The following is a 26,399-nucleotide window of genomic DNA, read 5'->3' as shown; positions in this document are numbered from 1 at the left end:
TTAACTATTAAAATACTTACTGTTCCAAATAGCCGGATTAAAGTTTTTGCCTAATGCAAAGCCGTAAAATATTACCACTGAAGCAATACACTTGAACATAAAGAAATTAATAATCCAGAACTCTGTTGTAGAATTAGATTTAGAAAAGAGGCCATCAGGTATTAAAAGTGTAACTAAGAAACTAAGCAATAAGACTAAGATAGTTAAGTTTACCATGCCTTTAAATGGCCACATAATTATTTTTCTTAATGGATGTAGATCATTTCCCCACTGGTGAATTAGGTAGTGGTATCCATTCCCGATTGGGGCAAAAAGTAAAGGGTCATCTTTATCTTCTAGCTTAAAAAGCTTAGATGGTGCTATTATTTTAAAACCTTTTATTTTTAAATCATGTTCTTTTTCTAAGGCTTTAACTTTTGATAATGCCTCGACTGGTATATCTCCTTTAAAATATTTAGAATCTAAAAAACGTAGGCGGTAATCAATACAAATTTTTTTAATGTCGTTTATATGATATATTCTAGAACTCTCTAATAAATCAAAATTAAAGCTGTTGTTTGGTGTACCATTGCTCATGGTGATGTTTTCTGCGATACGTTCTAACTCATTATCTAAGTTTCATAAAATGGTATAGACCTCTTTAAGTCTATCCTTTTCTGAAATATCACTCGATAATTTCGCCTTCGCTAGTTTTTTTTCAATGTTTGTTTTAGGTAGAAACATGTTCTTTTTTTTAGCAATACACTCAAAGTTAGCTATTTAAAGAATTTGATTAATTCTTGTTTAACTTAATTAAAAGTTAATAAAATGTTAAAATTTATTTATTAACTAATCCAGTATAGTTGTATATTACTTCAAATTGTATCTTGACGATGAAATCGAACCGTTTGTCGATTATTAGAACATTTACCCCTTTAGAAATTACTATATGAAAAAATGGACATCCCTCGTGTTCCTGTGTGCCCTGTTTTTAGGGGTTTTATCTAATGCACAGAATAATAAAGTAACCCAAATAAAGAATACAGTTTCACAATTTTCAACATCAGAAAAATCGATAATAGAAAGAACTGCGTCATTTGAAAGTCATTCCACTCTTATGAGGGTATTGAAAGCAGCAAATTTAGATAAGGTTCTGGGTTATAATGGTGAGTTTACTGTTTTTGCACCATCAAACCTTGCGTTCGAGAAGCTTTCAAAAATTACAATTGATAAGCTAAACGACCCAAAGAACAAGAAAGCATTAAGAGATATCCTAGCCTATCATATAATTGCAGACAAACTTTCTGCCTCCACCATTTTAAAGGCGATGTGCCGAGGTAATGGTACAGCGAAGTTCACTACTATACAAGGGGACAAGATAACTGCAACGATGAACGGTATTGACATCGTATTAACTGACAAATCTGGTAACCGAGCTGTTATTGTTACTGCAGATTCAAACCAATCTAATGGTGTAATCCATGAAATTGACACTGTTTTTATGCCTGTAACAATTTTTTAACTACCGCAGAGAAGCCCCGAGTTGAGTTTCGTATGTCGTTTGTAACTTAGACATTATCTTTTCTATTTGCTTTTCTGTCAACGTGCTTTTATCATCTTGTAAGGTGAAACTAACAGCATATGATTTTTTACCTTCAGTCAGGTTTTTACCTTCATACACATCAAAAAGTGTCATATCCTTCAAGAACTTACGTTCTGCGCTATAGGCCAAATTAAACAGTTCTCTATAAGTAGATTTTTCGTCCAATAATAATGCAAAATCCCTTTTTACTTCAGGGTATTTCGGAATCTCTTTAAATAGGATTGGAGTGTTCTTAAGTTGTTTCAAAATTACATCCCAATTGAAATCGGCATATAAAATATCTTGTTTAATATCGAATTTTTTCAGGATTGATTTTTTTATCAGTCCGAAAGACACCAAATTGTTTTTTTGATAAGTAAAGCTCAAACCTTCTGAAAACAGGGTGGAAGTAGTAGGTTCACTTTTTAAGTTATCTAAACCTAATCGAATTAGAATTGTTTTTACTATTGATTTTAGCTCAAAGAAATTAGTCGTTACCGCTTTATTTGTCCAACTATCTTGAATAGTATCACCTGATAATAAAATGCTTAAGTATTTAGGTTCTATTCTTTTACCATCTTTAGCATGATATGTTTTTCCGAATTCAAATAATTTAAGATTCGCTCTTTTTCTATTTATATTATAACTCGCTGTTTCTAAAGCAGAAAACAATGAAGCTCTACGCAATACAGATAAATCTCCACTTAATGGATTTATAATTTCAATCGATTTATTCTCGTCTTCTTCAGATCCTAAAAGTTTACTATAATCAGGATTCGTAAGACTATTGGTTAATATTTCATAGTAGCCTTTCGCTGCTAGAATATTTCCAATAGTTGATTGAATTTTATGGTCTTCAGTAGCTGCAGTTGTAGATACAGAAGCATTTAATTTTTCGCTAAAGGCAATATTGTTGTACCCATAAACTCGCAAAATTTCTTCAATTACATCGACTTGTCTTTGCACATCAACACGATAAGAAGGCACTTCAAGGCCCATACCCGCTTCAGTTACATTTTTAACTTTAATATCTAGTGAAGTCAATATCGATTTAATAGTATCTTGAGGAATCTCTTGACCGATGAGCTTATTTATCTTCTCAAAACCTAAAAACACTTCAAAATTTGATGTTTTATTTGGGTACAGGTCTATAATATCTGAAGTAATTTCACCGCCAGCAATCTCTTTAATCAATAAGGCAGCACGTTTTAGGCTATACTCAACATTTTCAATATCGATACCACGCTCAAACCTAAAAGAGGCATCGGTGTTCAACGCATGTCTTTTGGCTGATTTTCTTATCGAAACCGGATTAAAATAAGCGCTTTCTAAAAATATTGAAGTAGTCTCCTCTGTCACTCCTGAGCTAAGCCCGCCAAATACTCCTGCTAAACACAAAGGTTTTTCGGTATCACAAATCATTAAATCATCTTCATGCAATGTTCTTTCAACACCATCTAGAGTTACAAACTTTGTTCCTTTTGGTAATGTTTGAACAACAATTTTATTTCCTTTTATTTTAGCTGCATCGAATGCATGTAAAGGTTGACCTAATTCGTGTAACACATAATTAGTGGCATCAACAACATTGTTCTTTGGAGTTATACCAATTGCTTTAAGCCTATTTTTAAGCCAGGTAGGAGAGGGTTGTATGATTAAATCACTAAGTGTTACACCACAATAACGAGGTGCCAAAGCAGTATTTATAACGTCTACATCTATTTTTAACGAACGGTCATTAATGTTAAAATGACTGGTTGAAGGAGTAATCAACTCCTTTGAAATTTCTTTTTGTTTTAGTCCGGCTTTTAAATCTCTTGCCACACCAAAATGACTCATGGCATCTGCTCTGTTAGGAGTAAGTCCAATTTCAAAAACTTCATCCTCTTCAATATCAAAAATCTCAGCACAAGGTGTACCTACAGCTAAATCGTTGTCTAACACCATTATTCCATCATGGCTGCTTCCAAGACCAAGTTCATCTTCTGCGCAAATCATTCCATGGCTTTCTTCACCTCGAATTTTACCTTTTTTAATCTTCCAAGCTTCGCCTTCTGCCGTATAAAGCGTGGTACCAATTGTGGCAACAGGAACTTTTTGACCTGCTGCTACGTTTTTAGCTCCACAAACAATCTGAAGCGGAGTACCAGAACCTATATCTACTGTGGTAACATTCAATTTATCAGCGTTGGTATGTTTTTCACAAGTTAAAACATGCCCAACAACAATTCCTTTCAATCCGCCTTTTACAGATTCAAATTTTTCAACACCTTCTACTTCTAATCCTAAATCAGTTAATAGTTCACCTGTTTTTTTGGAATCCCAATCTATTTGTATGAACTGTTTTAACCAGTTATATGATATTTTCATTCAAATCTTTTATAGGGCGCAAAGATAAAACAATGCCTGTATACATTCAATAAGCTACGATGTGTTTATTTAAATTTTTAATTGTAATATTTAAATCGTTTATTGAAAATTAAACTCTAAATGAATATGAGATTAGGTATTGCAGTACTAACCATTTTTATGCTTATAGTTGGTTGTAAAGAAAAAAATCAAAATTCAAATTTGAAAGAAGGTATATGGCGTGTTGAACTTGATGTGATGGATAATCAGGTATTACCTTTTAATCTCAAGGTTAATAAAGAGGTTAATGGTATCTATACCATGCAAATTATAAATGCAGAAGAAGTTATAGTGATTGATGAAATAGTGATTCATGGAGATTCGATTATACTACAAACACCCGTATTTGAAGGGTATTTGGCAGGTACGTTTACCGATACAGAAATAAAAGGACAGTTTATAAAGGAAAGTTTAGATAGAATTGTACCCTTTACAGCAATTTATGGAATTGAAGAAAGATTTGATTCTGAAACTAAAATTGCGAACAAAGATGTATCAGGAATATGGGAAACCTATTTTAGTCCAGATTCTGATGAAGAATATGTAGGTAAGGGAATTTTTCTTCAAGAAGATAACCGTGTAACAGGAACATTTAGAACAACTACCGGTGATTATCGCTATTTAGATGGTGTTATGGATGGTGATTCGTTGAAATTATCTGCATTCGACGGCGCACACGCTTTTTTATTCACGGCAAAAGTTACAGATTCAAGTATGATCGGAATTTTTTATTCAGGCAATCATTTTAAAGAACCATTTGTGTCGACTAGAAATGATGGATACGAATTGCCAGATCCTGATTCATTAACATTTATAAATGAAGGTTACGATAAGTTAGCCTTTATATTCCCAGATTCTGATGGAAATATGGTTTCGTTAGATGATGATGAATATCAAAACAAAGTAGTAATTGTTCAGTTAATGGGTACTTGGTGTCCTAATTGTTTAGATGAAAGTAATTTTCTGGTGGATTATTTGAAAGATAATGAGAATCTAAAAGTCATTGGTTTGGCATTTGAATCTGCAAAAACAGAAGAAAAGGCATTTAAAGGAATTGAACGTTTAAAAGATAGAACAGGACTTTCATATCCAATTTTATTAGCCCAATTTGGTTCAGTGGATAAAGTAGAAGCACAGCAAAAACTTCCGATGTTAAACCATATTTTATCGTATCCTACCACCATATTTATTGATAAAAAAGGTGAGGTGAGAAAAATTCATACCGGCTTTAACGGTCCGGCGACAGGTGATAAATTTGTTGAGTTTAAAAAGAATTTTAATCAGGTGGTTACAGAATTATTAAATGAAAAATAAGCATCTTAAATTATAGTAGACTTTCCTAAACCAATGTTTTCATCATTCATAGTAAAGGTGCCATCCAATTCCATAATATTATCTGCGATAAAATCACCAACGTAATTAGTTCCATATTTAGAACTTCCTAAAATATCTGGGGTAACTATTTTTTTTGCAAATGATTTTAAGACTGCGGCTACAACGGCATCAGATTCTTCATTCATTTTAAAATGTTGCAATAGCATGGCCATGCTCAATATAGAAGCTACAGGATTCGCAATATTTTTCCCTTTTGCATCTGGGTAAGAACCATGTATAGGTTCAAACATCGCATGCTCAAGACCGACAGAAGCAGATGGGAGTAATCCTATAGAGCCAGCAATTACACTGCCTTGGTCAGATAGGATATCACCGAACATATTGTCTGTTAAAATAACATCGAATTGAGAAGGGTTTAAAATCATCTGTACGGCTGCATTATCTATGAAAAGGCATTCCAATACAACGTCTGGATAACTCTCTGAAATGGATCGTACAACACGTCGCCATAGTCGTGATGTTTCAAGAACATTTGCTTTGTCAACTAGCGTAACCTTCTTTTTTCTAGAACGGGCCGACTTAAAAGCTAAATGCGTAATTCTGCTTATTTCCGCTTCAGTATATGTACATGTATCGGTAGCGGAGCTTTGGTCTTCACTAATAGATTTATCACCATAATATATACCACCAGACAATTCTCTGAAAATCACCAAATCTGTATTTTGAACACTAGCTTTAGGTAAAGGAGATTGCTTTACTAATGATGGAAAGACTTTTACGGGCCTAATATTAGCAAATAGCCCTAGCTCTTTTCGTAATCTTAATAATCCTTGTTCAGGCCAAACCTTAGCCTTAGGGTTGTCATCATATTCAGGTAATCCTAAAGCACCAAAAAGTGTTGCGTCAGCTTTTTTGCAAAGATCTAAGGTTTCTTTAGGAAGGGGGTTTCCGGTTTTTTTAATTGCTGAAGCGCCAATTAAGCCTTTTTTGAAGGTAAAACTATGACCAAAAGTTTCTTCCACAGAACGAAGGCACTTAATAGATTGTGCAACAACTTCTGGGCCGATTCCGTCTCCTTCTAAAACAGCAATGTTTAAATGCATAATTTAATTAGCTAATACTTTGTATATCGATTTTCGATGCTTCAATAATTTGGTGAATATCATCATCCTTCACTTCTTTTCTAGAATCCGCATACTTTAAAAATTCCTCATAAACCAAATCTAATTGAGTTTTGGTAAGTTCATAACCAACAATTTTAGCACGGTAGGCTAATGCAGCTCTTCCGCTTCGTGCTGTCAATACAATAGATGATTCGGTCACACCAACATCAGCTGGATCAATAATTTCGTATGTTTCTCTATTTTTTATAACACCATCTTGATGTATGCCTGAACTATGTGCGAAGGCATTTGCGCCAACAATTGCTTTATTGGGCTGTACCACCATGCCCATTTTACGAGATACCATTAAACTAGTATCATAAAGTAATTTGCTATTAATGGTTGTATCTAGGTTTAAGTTTGGGTGTTGGCGTAAAATCATAACCACTTCTTCAAGAGAAGTATTTCCTGCACGTTCGCCAATTCCATTTATAGTACATTCTATTTGTCTTGCACCATTTAAAACACCTGCAATAGAATTTGCTGTTGCTAATCCTAAATCATTGTGGCAATGACATGAAAGTATAGCTTTATCAATTCCTTTTACATTTTCACGTAAATACTTCATTTTTGCTCCGTACTCATCTGGTAGGCAGTATCCTGTAGTATCTGGAATATTTAATACTGTAGCCCCAGCCTTAATGACCGCCTCGCATACACGAGCCAAAAACTCATTATCTGTACGGCCAGCATCCTCAGCGTAAAATTCAACATCTTCCACAAAGGTTTTAGCATAACTAACTGCAGCAACTGCTCGTTCAATTATGGCATCTCTGTTAGAATTGAATTTATACTTTATATGAGAGTCAGAAGTACCAATACCTGTATGTATTCTAGGCATCTTAGCAAATTTCAAAGCTTCAGCAGCAACTTCTATATCTTTACGTACCGCACGGGTTAAACCACATACAGTTGCATTTTTAACAAGTTTAGCAATGGCTTCGACAGATTTAAAATCACCCGGACTAGAAACAGGGAAACCAGCTTCAATGATATTTACACCCAGCAGATCTAGACGTTCAGCAATTACTAATTTTTGTTCCATGTCTAATTTACATCCAGGAACTTGCTCTCCGTCTCTTAAGGTCGTATCAAATATTTGTACTATATCACTCATTATATTTGCGTAGTTTTACTCGTCAAACGAATATATTACCTAATTAACACTATTCATAAATTTCGTAGTGCCATTTACAACGTTAAGACACTTTTTTAGGTATATATAACATTGATTTACAATTATTTAAACTCTTTTTTTTACGATGACAAATACGCATAAAGATGCTTTATTCGTTTTGGTTAAATCACTATCGAAATCTGAGAAACGGCAATTTAAGCTTTATGTTGGCAGATTAGGGGTGAATACCGATGCTAAATTTTTAGCCCTTTTCAATTTATTGGATAAAATTAAGCATTATGATGAGAAAATAATACTAGAAAGTGGGATAGTTAAGAAAGCTCAACTTTCTAATCTAAAAGCACACCTATATAAACAGATTTTAGTGAGTTTACGTCTTAACCCTGTAAACCAAAATATTCGTGTTCAAATTAGGGAACAATTAGATTTTGCAACAATTCTTTATCAGAAAGGTTTGTATAAGCAAAGTTTGAAAATTCTTGATAAGGTAAAAGCTACCGCCATTGAGAATGAAGAGAAGAATATAGCCTATGAAATTGTTGAGCTAGAGAAGATAATTGAAACACAATATATTACACGTAGTATACCCGATCGCGCAAATGAACTTGCATTGCAGGCAAAAGAGCTTTCAGGCCATAATGTAATGACGAGTAAGCTATCTAATCTATCTTTGCAGCTCTATGGAATGATGCTTAAAGTAGGTTACGTTCGTAGCGATGAAGATTATCAAAAAGTTAAAACTTACTTCAATGACCATTTGCCACTCTACAACATTGAAGATTTAGGCTTCCGTGAAAAACTATGGTTATATAAAGCATATTTGTGGTACAGTTTTCTAACCCAAGACTTTCTGTCTTGTTATAAATATGCCAGTAAATGGGTAGACCTTTTTTATGAACATAAGGATATGATATACCTTAATCCTGTGTTCTTTTTAAAAGGAAATCATTACCTATTGGAATCTTTATTCTATGTGCAATATAGTTCTCAATTTAAGGAAGTATTAGAGCGATTAGAAAATACTATTAAGGAGAAAGAGTTTCCTAGTAACGACAATATCAATTCTTTGGTCTTTATGTATATCAATGCAAATAAACTGAATTTGCATTTTCTAGAAGGAACTTTTGAAAAGGGATTGTATTTGGTGAAAATCATCGAATACGGTATAAATAAACATCGCGATAGAATTGATATACACCACGTTATGGTGCTATACTATAAGATAGCATGTCTTTATTTTGGCATAGGCGATAATAAAACATGTATTCAATATCTAAAGAAAATTATAGAGAATAAGAATTTGAAAATGCGCGAAGACTTGATGTGTTTTGCACGCGTTTTAAGTCTTGTAGCCCATTATGAGGCAGGTATGGACTATCACTTAGAAGTTCAATTGAAAAGCACCTATAAGTTTCTTTTGAAAATGAACGATATGCATGCTGTGCAAAAAGAAATGATTAAGTTTTTAAGAAGTCTTGGAGGAATTTATCCAAATCAATTAAAGGCGGAGTTTCAAAAGTTGTATACTGAATTGAAGAAATATGAAGATCATCCTTATGAGAAAAGAGCATTTTTGTATTTAGATATTATTTCTTGGTTAGAGAGTCATTTACAAAACAAACCAGTATCTCAGATTATGAGGGAAAAAGCTTTAGCAAAATCACGTTAGAGAAAGCTCTTTTTAATGAAAAACAATCATTTTCAACATTTATTAGAAATCAATTTGGCTATGCTTTTTATAGCCACATCTGGTGCATTAGGTAGATATGTACAGCTACCTGTAACGGTAACCATAGGCACAAGAGCTATTCTAGCTTTTATAGTTTTGTTTATATTTTGTAAATGGAAAGGTTTTTCATTTAAAATTTACAAAAATGATGTTCTGGCAATTTTAGTTAGCGGTGTATTAATGGGTATACATTGGATTACTTATTTCTATGCCTTAAAACTATCAAATGTGGCTATTGGAATGTTATCCATTTTTACATATCCTGTTATTACAGCCTTCCTAGAACCAATACTTTTAAAGACTAAGTTTCAACTTGTTCATTTACTTCTTGCTTTTTTAGTACTTGCTGGCATGTATTTTTTAAGCCCGTCATTAGATTTGGAAAATACATATACTATTGCAATAGGATTTGGAGTCTTTTCGGCCTTAGCCTATGCGTTACGGAATATTCTCTTAAAACGAAAAGTTGCAAAGTATAATGGGTCTATACTAATGGCATATCAGACAGCCATTGTAGGCGTTATGTTATTACCATTTTTATTTACCATAGAACCTGTTCAAATATTAAGTCAATGGCAAGCATTGGTGGCCTTGGCAGTGTTAACTACTGCTATTGGGCATACCCTATTTTTAATGACTTTTAAACATTTCAATATTACTACAGTTAGTATATTGAGTAGTGTTCAGCCAGTTTATGGTATTTTGATAGGAACAATATTTCTTTCTGAAATACCAAAAGGAACGACAATTTTAGGAGGAATTCTAATTTTGAGTTCGGTAGTTATAGAAAGTGTTCGCTCGAAAAAACAGCCTAAATTATCTTAGTTATTAATCACCTGTGTACTTGAACCAAATTGCGAAATAATGTTACTACCAAATTTCGTGAACTGTTCATTTTTGGCCATTTCACGAACCTTTACAGGGTCGAAATCGCCATTAAAATATAAAAATGAACCTGTTTGGTTGTCATTATTGTAAATCAATATTTCCTTAACGGAATTCTTTTTCTCGCGAACAGAAACCACATTTCGTTTTAATTCGTCATTTTTTCTAAAAACTTCAATGAATGAATTTCCGGTTATATCATTCATCTGTTGGTTCAGAAATTGAGTTCTACTAGCAGTTGCACTTGGAAACTGCATGTATCTTAAATCTTTAGTAGTACCAACCAAAGCCTGCATTTCAGGTGAAATCTCACTTATCATATTTAGCATAAATTGGGGTACCCTCACAGCAGTAACTTGATTGTCATTTTTATGAGCATTATAAAATGTATCGATAGAATTGTAACTGCTACAAGAGCTAAATACTAGTAAAAGGGATAAGGCAATAATATATCGGATCATGGTCATAGTGTTTTATGTGTTTAAAATAAGAAAATTAAAGACATGCGTTCCAGATAGGGTCATTTGGTAAAGGAGCAATAATCTCAAGCAATTCTTTTTTTACAGGGTGCATCAATTTTAATTTACGGGCATGTAAATGAATACTGCCATTTTCGTTGCTTCTATTGAATCCGTATTTGAGATCACCCTTAATAGGGCAGCCTATTGCGGTTAATTGAGAGCGTATTTGATGATGTCTACCAGTCTCTAGGTCTATTTCTAAAAGGTAATAATTATCAAGTTTCTTAATTAGTTTGTAGCTTAAGATAGCTTGTTTACTTTCGTTTACTTCTTTATTATTTGCGTAAGACTTATTTTGTTTGGTATTGCGCTTCATCCAATGTACAAGTCTTTTCTCTGGCTCATTGGGTCTATTTTTTACAACGGCCCAGTACGTTTTTTTAGCATCTTTTTCGGCAAACATTTTATTTAATCTAGGCAATGCTTTAGAGGTCTTTGCAAATACTACAATACCAGAGGTAGGGCGGTCTAGACGATGTACAACTCCTAAATAGACATTGCCTGGTTTGTTGTATTTCTTCTTTAAATAAGACTTAACAGTATCGCTAAGTGGTTCATCACCGGTTTTGTCGCCCTGTACTATATCTCCCGGCCTTTTATTGATGACTATCAAATGATTGTCCTCAAAAAGTACCTGTAAATTATCTACTGTAGAATGCTCTTTATTTGACAATATATATTCGGGTTATTTGATTGTTGAATAAATTGAATATTTCTAGAATGCTAACTTTTTTCCTCTTCCTATTTGTAAAAGAAGAATAAAAACTCCATTTGTTACCGCTACATCAGCAATATTAAAAATTCCTGTTTGAAAGAAACCTAATCTAATTTGAAAAAAATCTGTTACAGAACCATGTACTATCCGGTCTATTAGATTTCCTATACCACCACCAATAATCAATGCGAAGCCTTTAGGCAATATTAGATTCAAATTGGGTTTTGTTAAATTCTAAATAATAGTACAAGTAATACTAGCAATGGTAATCCTTGTAAAAATAATCGTTTTACAATAGGCGGGAAGTGCTGGCCAAAGCCTAACATTGCGCCAGTATTTTCTACATTGGTTAACATAAAATGTTCCCCAATTACAGAAATATATTCTCTAAGCTCAACTTTTATTCGTGTTAATTCTTTCGAAACTTGGTCACAACCTACGGTTAGTAAAATAATTATTAAAATCCAAAATTTAGAAAAGTTTCTAGTGCCTTTCATGAATTTAGTGATTAGTACTGCTCTTCATCATTAGGAAAATCTTGACTCTTTACATCACTTACGTAATTTGAAATAGCATTTCCCATTTCCTCATATAAGTTCATGTATCTACGTAAAAAACGTGGGTTAAATTCATGAGTCATCCCTAAAAGGTCATGAACCACTAATACTTGGCCATCAGCATGTTTTCCGCCACCGATACCAATTGTTGGTATGGTTAGACTTTCAGAAACTTTTTTAGTCAATTCTGCAGGTATTTTTTCTAATACCAAACCAAAACAGCCTAATTTCTCAAGTAATAGGGCATCTTCCATCAATTGTTTAGCTTCTTCATCTTCTTTCGCCCTAACCGTATATGTTCCGAATTTATAAATAGACTGTGGTGTTAATCCTAAATGACCCATCACTGGTATACCTGCAGCTAAAATTCTTTTAACCGATTCTTTTATTTCTGCACCACCTTCTAACTTTACTGCATGTGCACCACTTTCTTTCATAATTCGAATAGCAGAGCGCAAGGCTTCTTTGGGGTCACTTTGGTAACTTCCGAAAGGTAAGTCAACCACAACCAATGCACGTTCTACCGCTCTTATGACAGAAGAGGCATGGTATATCATTTGGTCTAAAGTGATTGGCAATGTCGTTTCATGACCTGCCATTACATTACTCGCAGAATCACCTACTAAGATGACATCTACTTTAGCAGCATCTACAATTTTGGCCATAGAGTAGTCGTATGAAGTAAGCATAGAGATTTTTTCTCCGTTCTTCTTCATATCTACCAATGATTTTACCGTAACTCTTTTATATTCTTTTTTAGCTGTAGACATAGTTGTTTTTTCGTTTAAGCGCCATAAAAGTAAGGAGTTTTAATGAGATTATAGATGAAATACCTATAACGGTTTAAGCTAGTTTATGATCAAATTATATTAAATTACGTATGTTTTAAAAACTATTACCATGAAACTACCATTGTTTTTCATTTTTGGATTAATGAATTTGGTTGCTTTAGCTCAGACTGAAGAGGAAATACAGGTGAAGCAAAACATCATTGAATTTTTTGATGCATTTCATGCAAAAGATTCTATTGCCATGAAGAAAACGGTTTACCCATCAATACTACTACAAACAATTGGAGTTAACAATGAAGGGAAATCTGTTTTAAAAACTGAAAATTTTAATGACCTAGTGAAATCTATTATTAGTATACCCGATTCTACAAACTTTCAAGAACGAATAAAGAGTTATTCTATTCAAACTGATGGAAATATGGCAAATGCCTGGACACCCTACGAATTTTGGATTAACAACGAATTCCATCATTGCGGAGTAAACTCCTTTCAACTTTTTAGGGAAGAAAATAAATGGAAAATAATTTACTTAATTGATACCCGTAGAAAAAGTGATTGTTCAGCTTTATCAGAATAGAATTTCACTTATTTTATTTCCACGCTCTTGTTGTAGTACTATCGGCAGTTGGAAAATCTTCTGGTATTTCTTGGGTTACAGCACCTGTAGCTGCCCATTCAGCCCCACGTTGCAATGTGGTTATAAATCCTGCACACTCCATCGAATAATCAAAATGCCCTAAGGTTGAATGAAAGACACGGCCTTTACCATAGTTGATGGCCATTAGTTGTGCAACATTTTGACCTAGACCTTTAATTGTTGGGTCCCATGGCGGTGCATTCTTCTCTACATCTGCAAAGGCGGTTGCCAAAATTGTTGCATTTTCAAAAGGACCTCTCATGCGCTCATACAATTCATCTGGTGTATGCAACCATTTGCTCGGTAAACCTTTCATAATTGGGTGTTCTGGTGCTCTTGTAGTTAATTGAAATTCATATTCAGGACCGTGAGAACCACAAACTCCTTCGGTAGCATCTTTTACAATTTCACCAGCTTCGTTATAATAAACATAAGGGCCTGATTTTTCGTCGCGACCACCCCATGCTCCTAAGCCAATCATTTTATTGAATTCTTCCCATTCTCCCCATGCATTATTAGCAGCATGAATGACAACTAAACCACCACCATTAGCCATATAAGATTCAAAATCTTTTCTAGTTTTTTCTGGCCAAAGAGTAGATTCAGCCCCTAAATTTGAAATAATGACATCGTAATCATTAAAGTCAAAGGAAAAATTAGAAGTTTTTATTGGGCTGTCAGATATGTTATAGGTTTTATCTTTTAATGGATACGTCTCTATAAAAGAGGTGTAGGACTCTGGTCTTGTTTGATTATACTTAATACCCAACCATACAGAATCCATTCGATGAATATCAACTGTGAAGAGATTTGTTTCTTCTAAATAATCTTTCATCATCATAGTCGTCTTAGGCCAAACGTAATGATTATTTTGACCATCGATAATCAATGCTTTAAGCTTAGTTGGTGGTTGTTCTACAACTTCCTTTTTTTTCTCTCCACAAGAAATTAGTACTAAACAAAATATTGAAAATGCCATTAGTTTTTTCATGAGGATAATTTTATAGTTGAAAAGGATTAAATCAATTCTTGACTTTAAATGTACATGAAGTAAATAAGATGGCAAAACCTTTACTGCTTGATAATTCATCAATGAATAATCACAAAACTTTTTGCGGATGATTATAGTTGGATATAAATTAGCAACTTATTTAATAATGAAAACTATGAAAGTATTAGGAATAGGGTCAAGAATTTTACATGCAGATTTCGGCAAGGGTGTGGTTACCAATGTGTCTTCAATTCAATATTGGGTTACTTTTATGGATAAAGGTTTAGAAACTATTGAAATAGATGCTGATTTTGAGGTTATAGAAGCAATAAACAATGAGGTTGATACGGTTAGTTTTTTTGATGTAGAAAGTTCTTTGGTTGCAATTCTTCAAAAATGGAGCGATGCTACACAACGAGTTGCAATTGCTGATAAGTGGAAAGGTGGTAATCTTGTTTTAGAACCAGGTGAAGCTGGAATAAGTAATAAGGAAATTCCTATTAATACTTTTTTTCATAAAATAGTGATGGTAAGAGACCGTATTCGAGTTATGGAACAAAAAATAAATGCTAGTAAGAATTTAGATGACCAAGAAAAGGTTGATTTACAACAGTATATAACTCGAATTTATGGCAGCTTAACAACCTTTAATGTACTTTTTAAAAATAAAAGTGACCATTTTGTAGGGGAGAAGAGTTAGATGTAAATAAATGGCTAAGGGTTAAAAAAAGCTATGTTATTTTTGAACCCGAAGAGATTTTATCACTTCGTATTGTTTATTTACAATAGATTGGTTAAAACCATGAGCAGCATCTGAAACCAGAAAATACTCTTTTCTAGGAGCCTTTATTCTTTCAAAATAAGGTTTGTTTAGGTTCTTAGAAGTTAGAATATCATGCGAACCTTGTATGAAGTAAATTGGTAAATGAAAAACCATACCGGTTTTTTCAAAGTTGATGTCATTTACCATCGACTTAACGCCGATGTTTTTATCACCAACCAAATTTAAAAATGAATAATCATCACCGTTATATCTATCATTATTGTCTTTAATGTTATCATAAAGTGGGGCTATTTTCCACCATGAAGTAGGGGCGGGAGTTGAATTTTCTTTCTCAAATTGCTTCACAATACGTAACAGCTGACCATAATTTTTAGCCTTATTATATGGTGGTGGTCCTAAGGTTTCTAATTTTTCAATGGCTATTGGTTCTTTTCTATCACTTGCCATTTTATAAACCGCTATATAAGCATTCGTTATACTGTTAGAAAAATTCACAAACTGTGCATGACCTACATAGGCATGAAATAAATCTGGTTGTTTTAAAACCATTTTAGTTGCCAAAATAGAACCCCAAGAAGTGCCAACAATAATTACTTTTCTTTTATTTAAATATTTAAGAAGGTATTTAGTAAGATCAATACCATCGTTGGTCATTTCTTCAACACTTAAAGGATTGCTTACATAAAACTCATCAGTTATTTCTTTTGGAACGTTATTGCCAAAGGTTTTTCCAGCTCCCCTTTGATCCCAGTGAACTAATGTGAACTCCTTAGTCCAACTACCATATATATCATCTTTATACTGACTCATGGTACTACCGGGTCCGCCATGAATAAAAAGAATGACAGGGTTTGTAATATCCTCACCTTTAATGGTAATCCATTGTTCAATATCACCTATAGGCAAAAAACGTTCTTCCAAGATTTTGCTTTGGCCAAATGACATAAATATGGTCAAAATAAAATATATAAAAAAAAGAGGGTTAGCCTTCATGTGTCTAAAATGGATTCTATTACCTAATTCGATGAATGAATAATTTACAAAGATATTTATCTATTTTAATTCAGTTGGCAACTTAAGCTATGTTAACATGAGTTTGTATAATTGACAAACTTATAACAACCTATCAGCATCTTAATTTAACTAACAAATGATGTAAGATTGAAAGCTTGTTATTAAAGAATTAAATTCAGAAATAGTTACGATTTGTTTAATGTCTTCTTTGATTATACCTTCTTTTAACCTTAATAATTTTATATTTAAAATCATCATAAAATAAACTAGCTAATAAAATTAAAGAAGCAATAGTCAATGTGTTCAGTTTTAAGTTAAGACGTGAATAAAGTAGTCCTCCAATAATTCCCCCGAGAAAAAAGAAACAAATTATATATATACGTAATTTAATAGTCTCTTTTATTTTTTCAGTTTTAAGATAAGATTTATGAAATAATAATTGAGATAGTTCAATTCCTAAATCTGTAAATAGTCCTGTTAAATGAGTTGTTCTGACAACTGCATTTGAAATTTTTGTAACGAAAGAGTTTTGTAGTCCCATTGCATAAAGAAGTAAACAAATAATTACATCAGGATATTTTATTAAAGCAGGACTCCCCAAAAAACCAACAGAAGCTAGAATGAAACATTCTATTAGTGTAGGTAAAACAAATACGTTTAGTTTTTTGTTTTTTCTAAAGGTCTCTATTAAAAAGCTTGAGGAAAAAGAACCAAAGAGAAATGAAAAAATATAGAGTAAATAAATTGTTCCATTCCAAAACTCAAAATTAGCAACATCACTTATGAATAATGCAAAGTGACCAGTTACATTAGTTGTTAATTGAGAAAACGCTAAAAACCCTGTAATATTTACAATACCAGCCACAAAAGACAAAACAGTGGCAATTTTCAGGTTGTGTTTTAAAGTCCTGCTTTTGCCTTGATGTCTAAACATATATTTTTTAGTTTGAACAATGTTTAAATGTAGACTAATGACCTGGTTTAGCCAAGGAATGCAAGATGATTACTTTTTATCAAAACTAATATAACCTTTGTGGAAAATCATAGTAAGAATAAAGCTGATTTCAATAATAACATTTATCTCGGTTCCTTTTTAAAAGCTATTTTTAACTAGGGAAAGCTAGTTTTTTTAGACAATTAATAGATTATTCTTAATATTTTTTTAAGGTAAAATGATTGAAAATTAGTACATTCTAAATTACATTTATAACCTTAATAAAATCTATAAACATGGCACTAAAAAAACAAATAAAAGACAAAGGCTCAAATACTTTAGTAACCTTTACAATTGGAGAAAATGAAGCCCCAAGCTCATCAAATGTTTTGTTGTTGGGTGATTTTAATAATTGGCAAAGTAATGACCGTACTTTTCAAATGGAAAAGAAAGGTAATACATATGTGAAAAGTATAAAGCTTGAAAATGGAAAACGGTATGAGTTTCGTTATTTAAGTGATGATAAAGGATGGTTTAATGACCACGCAGCTGATGATTATGTGCCTTCACCTTATTCAGGTATTCAAAATAGTGTTGTCGATTTAAGCGTAATACCACAAAAAGAGAAGCCGATTAAGAAAACTGTAACGAAAACAGTTAAGAAAACAGCTTCAAAAGCCGCTACGAAAACTATTCAGAAGGCTAAAAAGGACGATTTAAAAAAGATTGAAGGAATTGGCCCTAAAATCGCCTCTATTTTAACTGAAAAAGGAATTGGAACTTTTGAAAAACTAAGTAAAGCATCTGTGAAGGTATTGGAGGGTATTCTTAAAGAAGCTGGTCCTCGTTATGCAATGCATAAACCAGGGTCTTGGCCAAAACAGGCTAAATTAGCCAGTACAGGTAAATGGGATGAATTAAAAAAACTGCAAGATAAATTAGATGGGGGTAAGTAATTACCTAAAGGGGTAAAAACTGGAAGTATCAAATTATATAAACCCATTAACCTACTATTATTTTATATGTAGGATATTCTTTTATGGAATTGTATTAGAGCTATTGAAAATTTTAATGGGTAAAAATTATACTATAATTCTCGGTAATTTAAGTCAAACTATGTTTTAAAGTATGTAGTTTTTAATTCACCAAATAAAAAACAGTATTAGTTAATTACGCAGATATTACATTGATAGCTTAGAACATACCCCATTATTTATTATCATAATTTTAGAATTGGAAATGTGACATATCAGGGTTGAATAAAATTATAGGTTATTATACAGCCTCTTTTTTCTCTGAAAGATATTTCCAGTATCTTTTTGGTACATGTTGTACATGCAGCTTTGTATTAATTCGAGATTTTATTGTCGTACTTTGAAAGTAATTGTTCCAAAGGTCTTGGTATTTATATTCGGTATCAGTAAAAACAGCGCTTTTTTCAATTCGATTAGTGTGAATATCAGTTAGGTCTAAAGAAATAATTTCGATACTTCGCAAATCATAAAATAAACCATACTTGCGCTTTACGTCATAAATAATCCATTGTTGGTCCGCATAACGGTTTCTAAAATGTTTAGATATTAAAGGCAGAACATCAAAATCTGGTTCAATATTTGAAAAATAAACTTCGTCTTTGGTTAATTGAAAGCGAACAAAAGCTTCCATACGGTGTTTTTCTCTACCTACTTTATGAGCTAGTTGATTAATTTTTAAAATACAATCATCTCCAAAGTCGGTTTCGCCATTATATTTACTTCCCATTAATTTTTGAATATAATGGTAGAGTAGGGCTTCTATATTATTCTGTTCGCTTAAGAAAGCGAAGTAAACATTTTTTATAGCAGTATTACTTTTATTACGTATACCGTTCCAAACCCGTTGTGCTTTTTCAACATTAGTAAAGATTATTTCTGTTTCGGTAAATAGACCACTTTGTATTTGTCCTTGCCGTTGAATATCGGCATGAGTTATTTTTTGTTCGAATCCGATAAAAACGGCAGTTAGAAAACCATTAAAACTACCATCATAAATTAAGGTTTTTGTAGTATTCATTAGAATAGTTTTAGAAGTTGAATAATAAGGCGCTGACAAAAAATTTAAGTTGTTTTTTAAGTTTGCTTTTAAACATAACAACTTGATAGCCTATAGCTAAAATTTGAACCTGACTTCGTTCTAAAATAGAACTATAACTATTATATTTAGGTGCATGTAGAGCAGTATTTAGGTTTTCCATGAGATTAATTTTTAATAAAGTATAACTTTAGTTAAATAATGATAATTGATTGATATAGTTATTTTTAAATTTACCATTCTGTGATTGTAATATCATCCCTTTTATTTTTGCTGCATCTAAGTCCCTTCTTTCCCATTCGTTAGAATTACAAATGATAAAATACTTAGCTCTATTAAGAGCAACACCCATTTTCTTTAAATGGTCCCAACTTAAGTTTCTATATTTTCTACTATTTATAATTTTATGAACAGAGCCCATACCAATGCCTGGTATGCGGGCTAACATGCGACTATCTGCTTTATTTATATCTATAGGGAAATAATTTAAGTTTCGTAAGGCCCACATTAATTTTGGGTCAATATCCATTTCAAGATTTGGATTGTCGGCATCTAATATTTCATTGACACTAAAACCATAGAAGCGGAGAAGCCAATCGGTCTGGTATAATCTATTTTCACGTAACATTGGAACCTCGGAGCCTAAAGATGGTAATCGGCTATCTGTAGAAATAGGAACATAACCAGAATAGTATACTCGCTTCATGTTATAATTCTTGTAAAAATGGGTGGCAGAATACATAATGTCTTTATCACTTTCCCCGGTTGCACCTATAATCATTTGGGTGCTTTGACCTGCAGGAGCGTATTTAGCAGTGCTTCGTATTATTTTTCGTTCTTCATTATATCGTATTATTTCATTTTTAACCTTAAGCATTGGTTTTATGAAATCTTCATGTTTTTTATCTGGAGCCAATAATTTAAGGCCGGAGATTGTGGGGATTTCTATATTGACAGATAATCGGTCTGCATATAATCCGGCCTCATACATTAATTCATCACTGGCACCAGGTATAGATTTTAAATGAATGTATCCGTTAAAATTCTCTTCTTCACGCAGTTTCTTTGCAACAGCAATTAAACGCTCCATTGTATAATCTGCACTCTTAAAAATTCCAGAACTCAAAAAAAGCCCTTCTATATAATTTCTTCTATAAAAATTTATGGTTAAATCTACAACCTCTTGAATTTTAAAAGCGGCTCTTTTTATATCATTGCTTTTGCGGGTTACACAATATGCACTATCAAATATGCAATGATTGGTTAGTAGAATTTTTAAAAGTGAAACACAACGGCCATCTTCAGTATAGGTATGACATATGCCATTACCGGTATCACCTAGACCACTATCCTTGTTTTTGCGATTACTACCGCTACTCGAGCACGATACATCGTACTTGGCTGCATCTGCCAAAATGTTTAGTTTTTCTTTAATTCGATTAAAATCCATAGAAATTTGTAATTAATCCAAAAATATGGATATATTCCTAATTATGGAAATAATCCAAATTATATTTTGGAAATAATCCATAATGACTATATTTGATGAAGATTGAGATATGGATTATCTCTTTAGAATATTTCGAGGCCATGGAAAACGAACTGACTTTAAAACGATTTATAGATTTACGGAGAGAACTGGGATATACACAAGCAGATTTTGCGGCACTTATAGGTGTCTCTAATACAACTGCTGACATAGAACGAGGGCGAACTAAACTTTCTGGTAAAGTGGTCTTAGAATTATTAAAACAGTTTAAAATTAATCCGCTTTGGCTTTTTGGAGAAAGTGAAGAACAGTATTTAGAAACTTCGAGAACTAGTGTAATCCCAAAAGTTGTTACGGTTGATTCTGCCAATAGAGACAACATGGTTCTGGTTAATGCAAAAGCTGCTGCAGGGTACCCTCAAAATATTTCAGATACGAGTTGGTATCAGCAATTGCCTGCATTTGATTTACCCATTCCAGAATTCAGAAATGCGACTTATCGTGGATTTCAGGTAGAAGGTGATAGTATGTTGCCTAATCTACACCCTGGTGAATGGGTGTTGGCAAGAGCAATTGAGCATGTCGATTACATAAGTGCTAATAAAATGTATGTAGTTGTTTTACAAGATTCCATCATGGTTAAGAAAATTGAGAAGCGACCTAATTCAAATGACGTTACTTTAATTTCTTTAAATGAAACTTATCCGCCTTATGATATTAAACCTTTTCAAATACAGGAAATTTGGGAAGTTAGTAGTAAAATTACGTTTAATGTAGACGCAACTACAGATAGCGGTTTACTTCGACAATTACAAGAGTCTATGGATGAGTTAAAGAATCAATTACAGCATGTTAAGAAAGTTAATTAAAGTATTACTTAAGGTATTTTTTAATATATAACCCACTATCTTTTAGCTTGAATCCTAGGCTTTTATAAAGTGCAATTGCTGCAGTTCTATGGTGCCCACTAAACAAGAGTACGTCGTTCAAATTTTCTTTTTCAGCCTGTTCTAAAAGCTTTTCCATTAGCTTTCTTCCTATTCCCTTTCCACGATAATCAGTTGAAACAACCACATCTTCTATCATGCCTTTGTGGCCCGAAATTACTTTATATTTTGCCATCATTGCTATTCCTGCTAAAATATCACCATCCATGCAGATAACCACATCGGTTGTGTTGTGATCAGATAAAATCGTCGTCAAATTTAACTGAGTTAAATCGGCATTAAGTTGTTTGTATAGTTCAGTTAGTTGAGTTTGTAGATGTATTGTTAATTCTTTCTCTTTAATTAGTTCAATAATCATAAGCAGTATATCTGGTTTGGTTAAAATTACTTCATTTCGTTCGTTTAACGTAAAAAATAGATGCTTTCTAAAATGATTATATTAAAGGAATGAAATTTTAAACACCAATAAAAAACCTAGTATTAGCAATTGTATTAGTTATGTCTTTCAATAAAAATAGGCAATCAGAGAGGAGTATGTTGTTAATTGGTTTTACTTCAGCGCCACCATTTATTATTGAAAACCGTGAAAATTTGGAAGGTTTAAGTGTATGGTTATGGAAACGTGTTGCGAATGATTTAAACAAATACCGATGGAATTTTCTGCGATGCTAGATTCTATTTATTATTGAAGTATTGATTTAAGTATTGATACATTAACATCTACTAAACAGTTTAGTGAATAAATTTAATTTACACATTCATTTACGCATCAAACGTTACAATTGCCATATTGGAAGTATCTTCATTTATTAGCGGTTTTTTTATTTTGAATTTCTCGGAGGCTTAATGATTTTATTATTTATTATTTTTCTATTTGGTATTTCAGGATGGATGTTTGAACGTAAGATGAATCCAGAATTATTTCGACTTGGCAAAAGAGGTTTATGGGATGGTGTTTGGGGGTCTGCCGTAACATTAACGACTGTGGGTTATGGAGATAAAGCGCCGGTTGCAAAATTAGGAAAAGCAACTGCGCTTATACTGATGTTTGGTGGACTTTTGTTTATATCAGGATTAACGGCGAGTATAGCGTCTAGTTTAACCTTAAATCAACTAACAAACAATCCTGATGGTTTTAATGAGTTTAAAGATAGGGCATTGGGTGCTATTGATAAATCTGGAACTGAAAATTATTTATTAAAACATTTTTTTAAAAATATTAAAACATATTCAAATGTTAGTCTTGGATTAGAAGAATTAGATAAAGGTGAAATTGAGGCGTTTCTTTACGATGACCAATTTTAAAATATGCCATACAGAAAGACTCAGCTTTCAAAAAGATTGCGTTATTGCCTGTAAAGTTCGATATTCAATTTTATGCATTCTGACTACCAAAAACCTAAATAAATCTTGAACAACTTATATCTCAAAGAATTCTTGAGATTATAGAAACGGAAGAGTGGAATATTGTTTTAAATGAATAAGGCTGGCTGAGTTTTAACCTTTGCGTCTTTCTAGTAAAACCATCATCATTAATCCTAGAATGATGATGTCATCATCGTTTTCATTCATTTTTTTTAATTCACTAACCTTAAAACGACGCCCAACCAAAGATTTTTCTTTTGCAAGTCTAACCACGGTTTCATTGTTGCCGTTAATTACAATATAGGCAGGGTTTAGAAAGAGTCCGGTAAACAAATTAATTAAAGGTATTTGCCCAACTAGGCCATCTAGAACTTTAACCCAAGCATTTTCTTCTCGTATTGTGTACTTTAATTGCTTGTTCTTATCGAAAATCTCATAGTGTGCTTTCCATAATGAAGCCCAACCTTTACGGCCTATTTTGCCGAATTCTTGCCCCGTTGGGTCTGAAAACGAATAACATGCTGAGAAATCAATCCAACGATCTGCTTTAATATTATAAAGTAGCTTTGTTTTGCTTTCATTTTCATAAACACCAACATCTTCTTTAAACTTAAAAAGCTTTTGTTTTACATAGGCCACTGTTTTTTTATCAGCATCAACAGCCGTAAAGTCATTGGATAACGTACCTATGTGAAAAGTAAAATCTAATGGAAATTTATAGTCTTGCATGAATGGTTAGTTTGATTGTTGTTTGTATAACTCGATGTTCATTTATTTTTTTTTAATAATGAATGTCAAGCTTGAACCAATATCTGAAATAGAAAATGATAAGGATTTTATTCTAAGTTAATTTCGGAAATTTTGACAAAAAGAAGAGAAGCTATGTTATTAATTAGATGCTTTCACTTCTCCCATAGAAATTGACATTGGTCCAAATTTGTGATTAGTTGGTAAGAAAGCACCACTTTCAGTTTCTATCCAGTCCTCCCAACTAGCTTCTAAACCACCAATAGGTATGATTTTTGTCCATAACTTAAAACTCTTCGGCATGCCACTAGGTTCTATAATCCACAAATAGGAATCTCCAGGCGTATCACCACCTTGTGTGTAAGTAACCAAAAGAGCTTCCGAACCGTCTTCCATATCTACTAAATAGCGTTCTACACCTCGGTCAAAAACTTTATAAGGTGCAACAAGCCAAAAAGAATCATTATTAAAGTAACTCTGTGCATCTTCAATAAGGTTTTGGCTAGTTTCATAGGAAACAGTTTCATTATTAACATATGCCTTGCTTGAGTGTGGGGTTATTAAATCTAGTTCAACAACATTGTCTTTCCATGAAACCTTTACAATAGCTTTTTCTCTATTCCATTTATAGGAGTGATTTCCTCTAAAAGACCACTCAATAATCTTTGTGTTATTAAAGTTTTTATAGCTTAAGGCATCAAGCATTCTATATGCTAAAGCATCAGCTTCTGGTCCTGATTCACCAGTCGGTAATGGCTTGTTATAGAGGTAATACAGTATGCCAAAACCTATGGCTATGAACAAAATTAAAAACACTAAAATCTTAAATAATTTCTTTAACATAAGGTATTTAAATATTTCATTTACAAATTACTAGTCTAAAATGTGAAAAAGTAAATTTAAAAGTTTAGACTCATCTAAAACCCAACAGCAGCATCATCACCACGCTTATCTGCACCACCTTCCAATTTACCGTTTGATAAAACCCGAATTGCATCAACCTTACCTATTATGGGAGTTCGTTCTTCATTGATGAGATAGCCCTTAGATTTTAAATCTTCGATTAATGTTGGTGAAAATCCGTCCGGTTCAAAGATGACCATATCGGGCAACCATTGGTGATGAAAACGCGGAGCATTTACCGCGTCTTGCATACTCATTTTAAATTCATATCCATTTAAAATGGTTTGTGCTACAGCGGTAATAATAGTGGATCCCCCTGGTGTACCAACAACCATCCAAAGTTTGCCATCGCGCTCAACAATAGTAGGTGTCATACTACTTAGCATTCTTTTTTCAGCTTCAATACTATTTGCTTCTGCACCAACAAGGCCGAACATATTAGGCACACCAGCTTTGGAACTGAAATCATCCATTTCATTGTTTAAAAAGAAACCAAGTTCATCAGAATATAGTTTAGAGCCAAAATTGCCATTTAAGGTCGTGGTTACTGAAACTGCATTTCCATCTGCATCAACAATAGAGTAGTGGGTTGTTTCCATGCTTTCTAGAATTGCTACCTCACCGTGAGAAACATCCTCTGACTTTGTAGCTTTCTCAAATGAAAAATCAGACATTCTTGTTTTCATGTAGTTATCTTCAAGTAATATATCTAAAGGAATTTCAACAAAATCAGGATCACCTAAATAGAAATTTCTGTCAGCATAAGCACGTCGTGAAGCTTCTGTAAATAATTGAATGGTTTTCTCGGAATTATGCCCGAATGAGCCGATATCATAAGGCTCAATCATTTTAAAAATCTGATTCATGGTAGCGCCACCGCTACTTGGCGGACCCATAGAAATGATGTTTAAATCTCTATATTTAAATGTAATTGGTTTTCTCCAAACAGCTTGGTAACTCGCTAAGTCTTCTTCGGTTACAAATCCACCATTTGCCTGTATAAAATTTGCAAGTTTTTGAGCCACTTCACCTTTGTAAAATCCATCTCTTCCCTTTTCAGCTATCGTTCGCAGTGTTTGTGCGAGTTTAGGGTATTTAATAAGATCCCCCTCTTTATAAACTGAAGCAAATTTTGTACTATCACCATTCACTTTAATGAAAACTTCTCTATAATTATCAAGTATTTCGGCTTGCTTAGCCGTAACTATTACTCCATTTTCTGCCATAGCAATTACAGGCTCGAAAATATCTTTTAAAGGTAGTTTTCCAAATTTTTTATGTACTTCTATTATTCCGGCGACCGAACCAGGTACGCCAACAGACGTAGCCCCTAATGTGCTCATATTAGGTATTACATTGCCTAAAGAATCTAAATACATATCTCTATGGGCCGATTTTGGTGCTTTTTCCCTAAAATCTAAAGAACCTATTTCACCATTTGCATTTCTGTAAACCATGAATCCGCCACCGCTAATATTCCCTGCTCTTGGGTATGCTACAGCAAGTGCTAATTGTGTGCCAACCATAGCATCAAAGGCATTTCCTCCTTTTTGCATGATATCACTACCTATTTTTGAGGCTTCTTCACGTGCAGAAACGACCATGGCTTTCTCGGTAACAGTACCTGTTGGACTTACCGGGTTTTCTTTACAGCTAATGAAACATATTAGTGTTGCAAACACTAAAGCTATTTTTACTTGGTTCATAAATACTT

At 33.1% G+C, this 26,399-nt stretch carries 27 protein-coding genes; 9 read left to right on the top strand and 18 right to left on the bottom strand.

Going from position 1 to position 26,399, the window contains the following annotated elements:
* Nucleotides 1-576: a hypothetical protein gene (locus B5X55_RS15540; RefSeq protein ID WP_317042728.1), complete on the bottom strand. Its 576-nt coding sequence runs from the start codon at nt 574-576 to the stop codon at nt 1-3.
* 352 nt (nt 577-928) lie between these two features.
* Here B5X55_RS15540 and B5X55_RS15535 point away from each other — a divergent pair, with 352 nt between their 5' ends.
* On the top strand, nt 929-1,501 hold the full coding sequence (locus B5X55_RS15535) for a fasciclin domain-containing protein (protein WP_079513543.1): 573 nt from the start codon (nt 929-931) through the stop codon (nt 1,499-1,501).
* Here B5X55_RS15535 and pheT read toward each other — a convergent pair whose 3' ends face one another.
* Nucleotides 1,502-3,931 (bottom strand): phenylalanine--tRNA ligase subunit beta, encoded by a 2,430-nt coding sequence (pheT, locus tag B5X55_RS15530; RefSeq protein ID WP_079513542.1) that lies wholly within the window; start codon nt 3,929-3,931, stop codon nt 1,502-1,504.
* A 126-nt stretch (nt 3,932-4,057) separates the two neighbouring features.
* On the opposite strand from pheT, the gene B5X55_RS15525 reads away from it, so the two are divergent.
* Entirely contained in the window at nt 4,058-5,284 is a 1,227-nt protein-coding gene (locus tag B5X55_RS15525; protein WP_079513541.1) for a peroxiredoxin family protein, read from the top strand.
* A gap of 5 nt (nt 5,285-5,289) precedes the next feature.
* Here B5X55_RS15525 and leuB read toward each other — a convergent pair whose 3' ends face one another.
* Together leuB and B5X55_RS15515 are read right to left on the bottom strand one after the other, a co-directional pair.
* Entirely contained in the window at nt 5,290-6,408 is a 1,119-nt protein-coding gene (gene leuB, locus B5X55_RS15520) for a 3-isopropylmalate dehydrogenase (protein ID WP_079513540.1), read from the bottom strand.
* Between the two features lie 7 nt (nt 6,409-6,415).
* Nucleotides 6,416-7,585 carry a 2-isopropylmalate synthase gene (locus tag B5X55_RS15515; RefSeq protein WP_079513539.1) on the bottom strand — a complete coding sequence of 390 codons (1,170 nt, stop codon included), beginning with the start codon at nt 7,583-7,585 and terminating at the stop codon, nt 6,416-6,418.
* Nucleotides 7,586-7,730: 145 nt separating this feature from the next.
* Between B5X55_RS15515 and B5X55_RS15510 the strand changes: the two genes are divergently transcribed.
* Nucleotides 7,731-9,275 (top strand): hypothetical protein, encoded by a 1,545-nt coding sequence (locus tag B5X55_RS15510; RefSeq protein WP_079513538.1) that lies wholly within the window; start codon nt 7,731-7,733, stop codon nt 9,273-9,275.
* 15 nt (nt 9,276-9,290) lie between these two features.
* The gene (locus tag B5X55_RS15505) at nt 9,291-10,160 is read left to right on the top strand and encodes a DMT family transporter (protein ID WP_234999759.1); all 870 of its coding nucleotides are present in this window, start codon (nt 9,291-9,293) and stop codon (nt 10,158-10,160) included.
* On the opposite strand, the gene B5X55_RS15500 is transcribed toward B5X55_RS15505, so the two are convergent.
* The 5 genes from B5X55_RS15500 to panB are packed head-to-tail and all read right to left on the bottom strand — an operon-like array spanning nt 10,157 to nt 12,783.
* Nucleotides 10,157-10,681 carry a DUF4252 domain-containing protein gene (locus B5X55_RS15500; RefSeq protein WP_079513639.1) on the bottom strand — a complete coding sequence of 175 codons (525 nt, stop codon included), beginning with the start codon at nt 10,679-10,681 and terminating at the stop codon, nt 10,157-10,159. The genes B5X55_RS15505 and B5X55_RS15500 overlap by 4 nt on opposite strands.
* A gap of 34 nt (nt 10,682-10,715) precedes the next feature.
* On the bottom strand, nt 10,716-11,414 hold the full coding sequence (locus tag B5X55_RS15495) for an RluA family pseudouridine synthase (RefSeq protein ID WP_079513537.1): 699 nt from the start codon (nt 11,412-11,414) through the stop codon (nt 10,716-10,718).
* Nucleotides 11,415-11,456: 42 nt separating this feature from the next.
* Complete coding sequence (locus B5X55_RS19160) at nt 11,457-11,672, bottom strand: signal peptidase II (RefSeq protein ID WP_262494165.1); 216 nt, start codon at nt 11,670-11,672, stop codon at nt 11,457-11,459.
* 11 nt (nt 11,673-11,683) lie between these two features.
* The gene (locus B5X55_RS19155; RefSeq protein ID WP_262494164.1) at nt 11,684-11,953 is read right to left on the bottom strand and encodes a signal peptidase II; all 270 of its coding nucleotides are present in this window, start codon (nt 11,951-11,953) and stop codon (nt 11,684-11,686) included.
* A gap of 11 nt (nt 11,954-11,964) precedes the next feature.
* The gene (gene panB, locus B5X55_RS15485; RefSeq protein ID WP_079513536.1) at nt 11,965-12,783 is read right to left on the bottom strand and encodes a 3-methyl-2-oxobutanoate hydroxymethyltransferase; all 819 of its coding nucleotides are present in this window, start codon (nt 12,781-12,783) and stop codon (nt 11,965-11,967) included.
* A gap of 130 nt (nt 12,784-12,913) precedes the next feature.
* Between panB and B5X55_RS15480 the strand changes: the two genes are divergently transcribed.
* Nucleotides 12,914-13,381, top strand: a complete 468-nt coding sequence (locus B5X55_RS15480) for a 3-methyl-2-oxobutanoate hydroxymethyltransferase (protein WP_079513535.1) — start codon at nt 12,914-12,916, stop codon at nt 13,379-13,381.
* Nucleotides 13,382-13,394: 13 nt separating this feature from the next.
* On the opposite strand, the gene B5X55_RS15475 is transcribed toward B5X55_RS15480, so the two are convergent.
* On the bottom strand, nt 13,395-14,432 hold the full coding sequence (locus tag B5X55_RS15475; RefSeq protein WP_079513637.1) for a ThuA domain-containing protein: 1,038 nt from the start codon (nt 14,430-14,432) through the stop codon (nt 13,395-13,397).
* A gap of 175 nt (nt 14,433-14,607) precedes the next feature.
* Here B5X55_RS15475 and B5X55_RS15470 point away from each other — a divergent pair, with 175 nt between their 5' ends.
* Nucleotides 14,608-15,132, top strand: a complete 525-nt coding sequence (locus B5X55_RS15470) for a DUF8685 domain-containing protein (protein WP_079513635.1) — start codon at nt 14,608-14,610, stop codon at nt 15,130-15,132.
* A 36-nt stretch (nt 15,133-15,168) separates the two neighbouring features.
* Here B5X55_RS15470 and B5X55_RS15465 read toward each other — a convergent pair whose 3' ends face one another.
* Both B5X55_RS15465 and B5X55_RS15460 read right to left on the bottom strand, forming a co-directional pair.
* Nucleotides 15,169-16,161, bottom strand: coding sequence for an alpha/beta fold hydrolase (locus B5X55_RS15465; protein WP_234999757.1), 993 nt, complete (start codon nt 16,159-16,161; stop codon nt 15,169-15,171).
* A gap of 265 nt (nt 16,162-16,426) precedes the next feature.
* The gene (locus tag B5X55_RS15460) at nt 16,427-17,164 is read right to left on the bottom strand and encodes a YoaK family protein (RefSeq protein ID WP_079513533.1); all 738 of its coding nucleotides are present in this window, start codon (nt 17,162-17,164) and stop codon (nt 16,427-16,429) included.
* A 296-nt stretch (nt 17,165-17,460) separates the two neighbouring features.
* Here B5X55_RS15460 and B5X55_RS15455 point away from each other — a divergent pair, with 296 nt between their 5' ends.
* Entirely contained in the window at nt 17,461-18,120 is a 660-nt protein-coding gene (locus tag B5X55_RS15455) for a helix-hairpin-helix domain-containing protein (protein ID WP_079513532.1), read from the top strand.
* A 319-nt stretch (nt 18,121-18,439) separates the two neighbouring features.
* Here B5X55_RS15455 and B5X55_RS15450 read toward each other — a convergent pair whose 3' ends face one another.
* Together B5X55_RS15450 and B5X55_RS15445 are read right to left on the bottom strand one after the other, a co-directional pair.
* Nucleotides 18,440-19,216 (bottom strand): TIGR03915 family putative DNA repair protein, encoded by a 777-nt coding sequence (locus B5X55_RS15450; protein ID WP_079513531.1) that lies wholly within the window; start codon nt 19,214-19,216, stop codon nt 18,440-18,442.
* A 208-nt stretch (nt 19,217-19,424) separates the two neighbouring features.
* Nucleotides 19,425-20,684: a putative DNA modification/repair radical SAM protein gene (locus B5X55_RS15445; protein ID WP_079513530.1), complete on the bottom strand. Its 1,260-nt coding sequence runs from the start codon at nt 20,682-20,684 to the stop codon at nt 19,425-19,427.
* Nucleotides 20,685-20,824: 140 nt separating this feature from the next.
* Between B5X55_RS15445 and B5X55_RS15440 the strand changes: the two genes are divergently transcribed.
* Nucleotides 20,825-21,592: an XRE family transcriptional regulator gene (locus B5X55_RS15440; RefSeq protein WP_079513633.1), complete on the top strand. Its 768-nt coding sequence runs from the start codon at nt 20,825-20,827 to the stop codon at nt 21,590-21,592.
* A gap of 4 nt (nt 21,593-21,596) precedes the next feature.
* Here the strand turns inward: B5X55_RS15440 and B5X55_RS15435 are convergent, their stop codons facing one another.
* Nucleotides 21,597-22,028: a GNAT family N-acetyltransferase gene (locus B5X55_RS15435; protein ID WP_079513529.1), complete on the bottom strand. Its 432-nt coding sequence runs from the start codon at nt 22,026-22,028 to the stop codon at nt 21,597-21,599.
* 488 nt (nt 22,029-22,516) lie between these two features.
* Here B5X55_RS15435 and B5X55_RS15430 point away from each other — a divergent pair, with 488 nt between their 5' ends.
* Nucleotides 22,517-22,975: an ion channel gene (locus B5X55_RS15430; RefSeq protein ID WP_079513528.1), complete on the top strand. Its 459-nt coding sequence runs from the start codon at nt 22,517-22,519 to the stop codon at nt 22,973-22,975.
* A 192-nt stretch (nt 22,976-23,167) separates the two neighbouring features.
* On the opposite strand, the gene B5X55_RS15425 is transcribed toward B5X55_RS15430, so the two are convergent.
* From B5X55_RS15425 to ggt, 3 genes are all read right to left on the bottom strand, one after another.
* Entirely contained in the window at nt 23,168-23,764 is a 597-nt protein-coding gene (locus B5X55_RS15425; RefSeq protein WP_079513527.1) for an LURP-one-related family protein, read from the bottom strand.
* Between the two features lie 159 nt (nt 23,765-23,923).
* Nucleotides 23,924-24,625 (bottom strand): hypothetical protein, encoded by a 702-nt coding sequence (locus B5X55_RS15420; RefSeq protein ID WP_079513526.1) that lies wholly within the window; start codon nt 24,623-24,625, stop codon nt 23,924-23,926.
* 74 nt (nt 24,626-24,699) lie between these two features.
* Nucleotides 24,700-26,391 carry a gamma-glutamyltransferase gene (ggt, locus tag B5X55_RS15415; protein ID WP_079513525.1) on the bottom strand — a complete coding sequence of 564 codons (1,692 nt, stop codon included), beginning with the start codon at nt 26,389-26,391 and terminating at the stop codon, nt 24,700-24,702.
* Between the last annotated feature and the right edge of the window lie 8 nt (nt 26,392-26,399).

Origin of the sequence: Maribacter arcticus, assembly GCF_900167935.1 — a bacterium.
In the GTDB taxonomy this organism is placed as follows: Bacteria; Bacteroidota; Bacteroidia; order Flavobacteriales; family Flavobacteriaceae; genus Maribacter; species Maribacter arcticus.
Note: the sequence above shows the minus strand (reverse complement) of the source record. Positions and strands in the feature narration are given on the sequence as shown.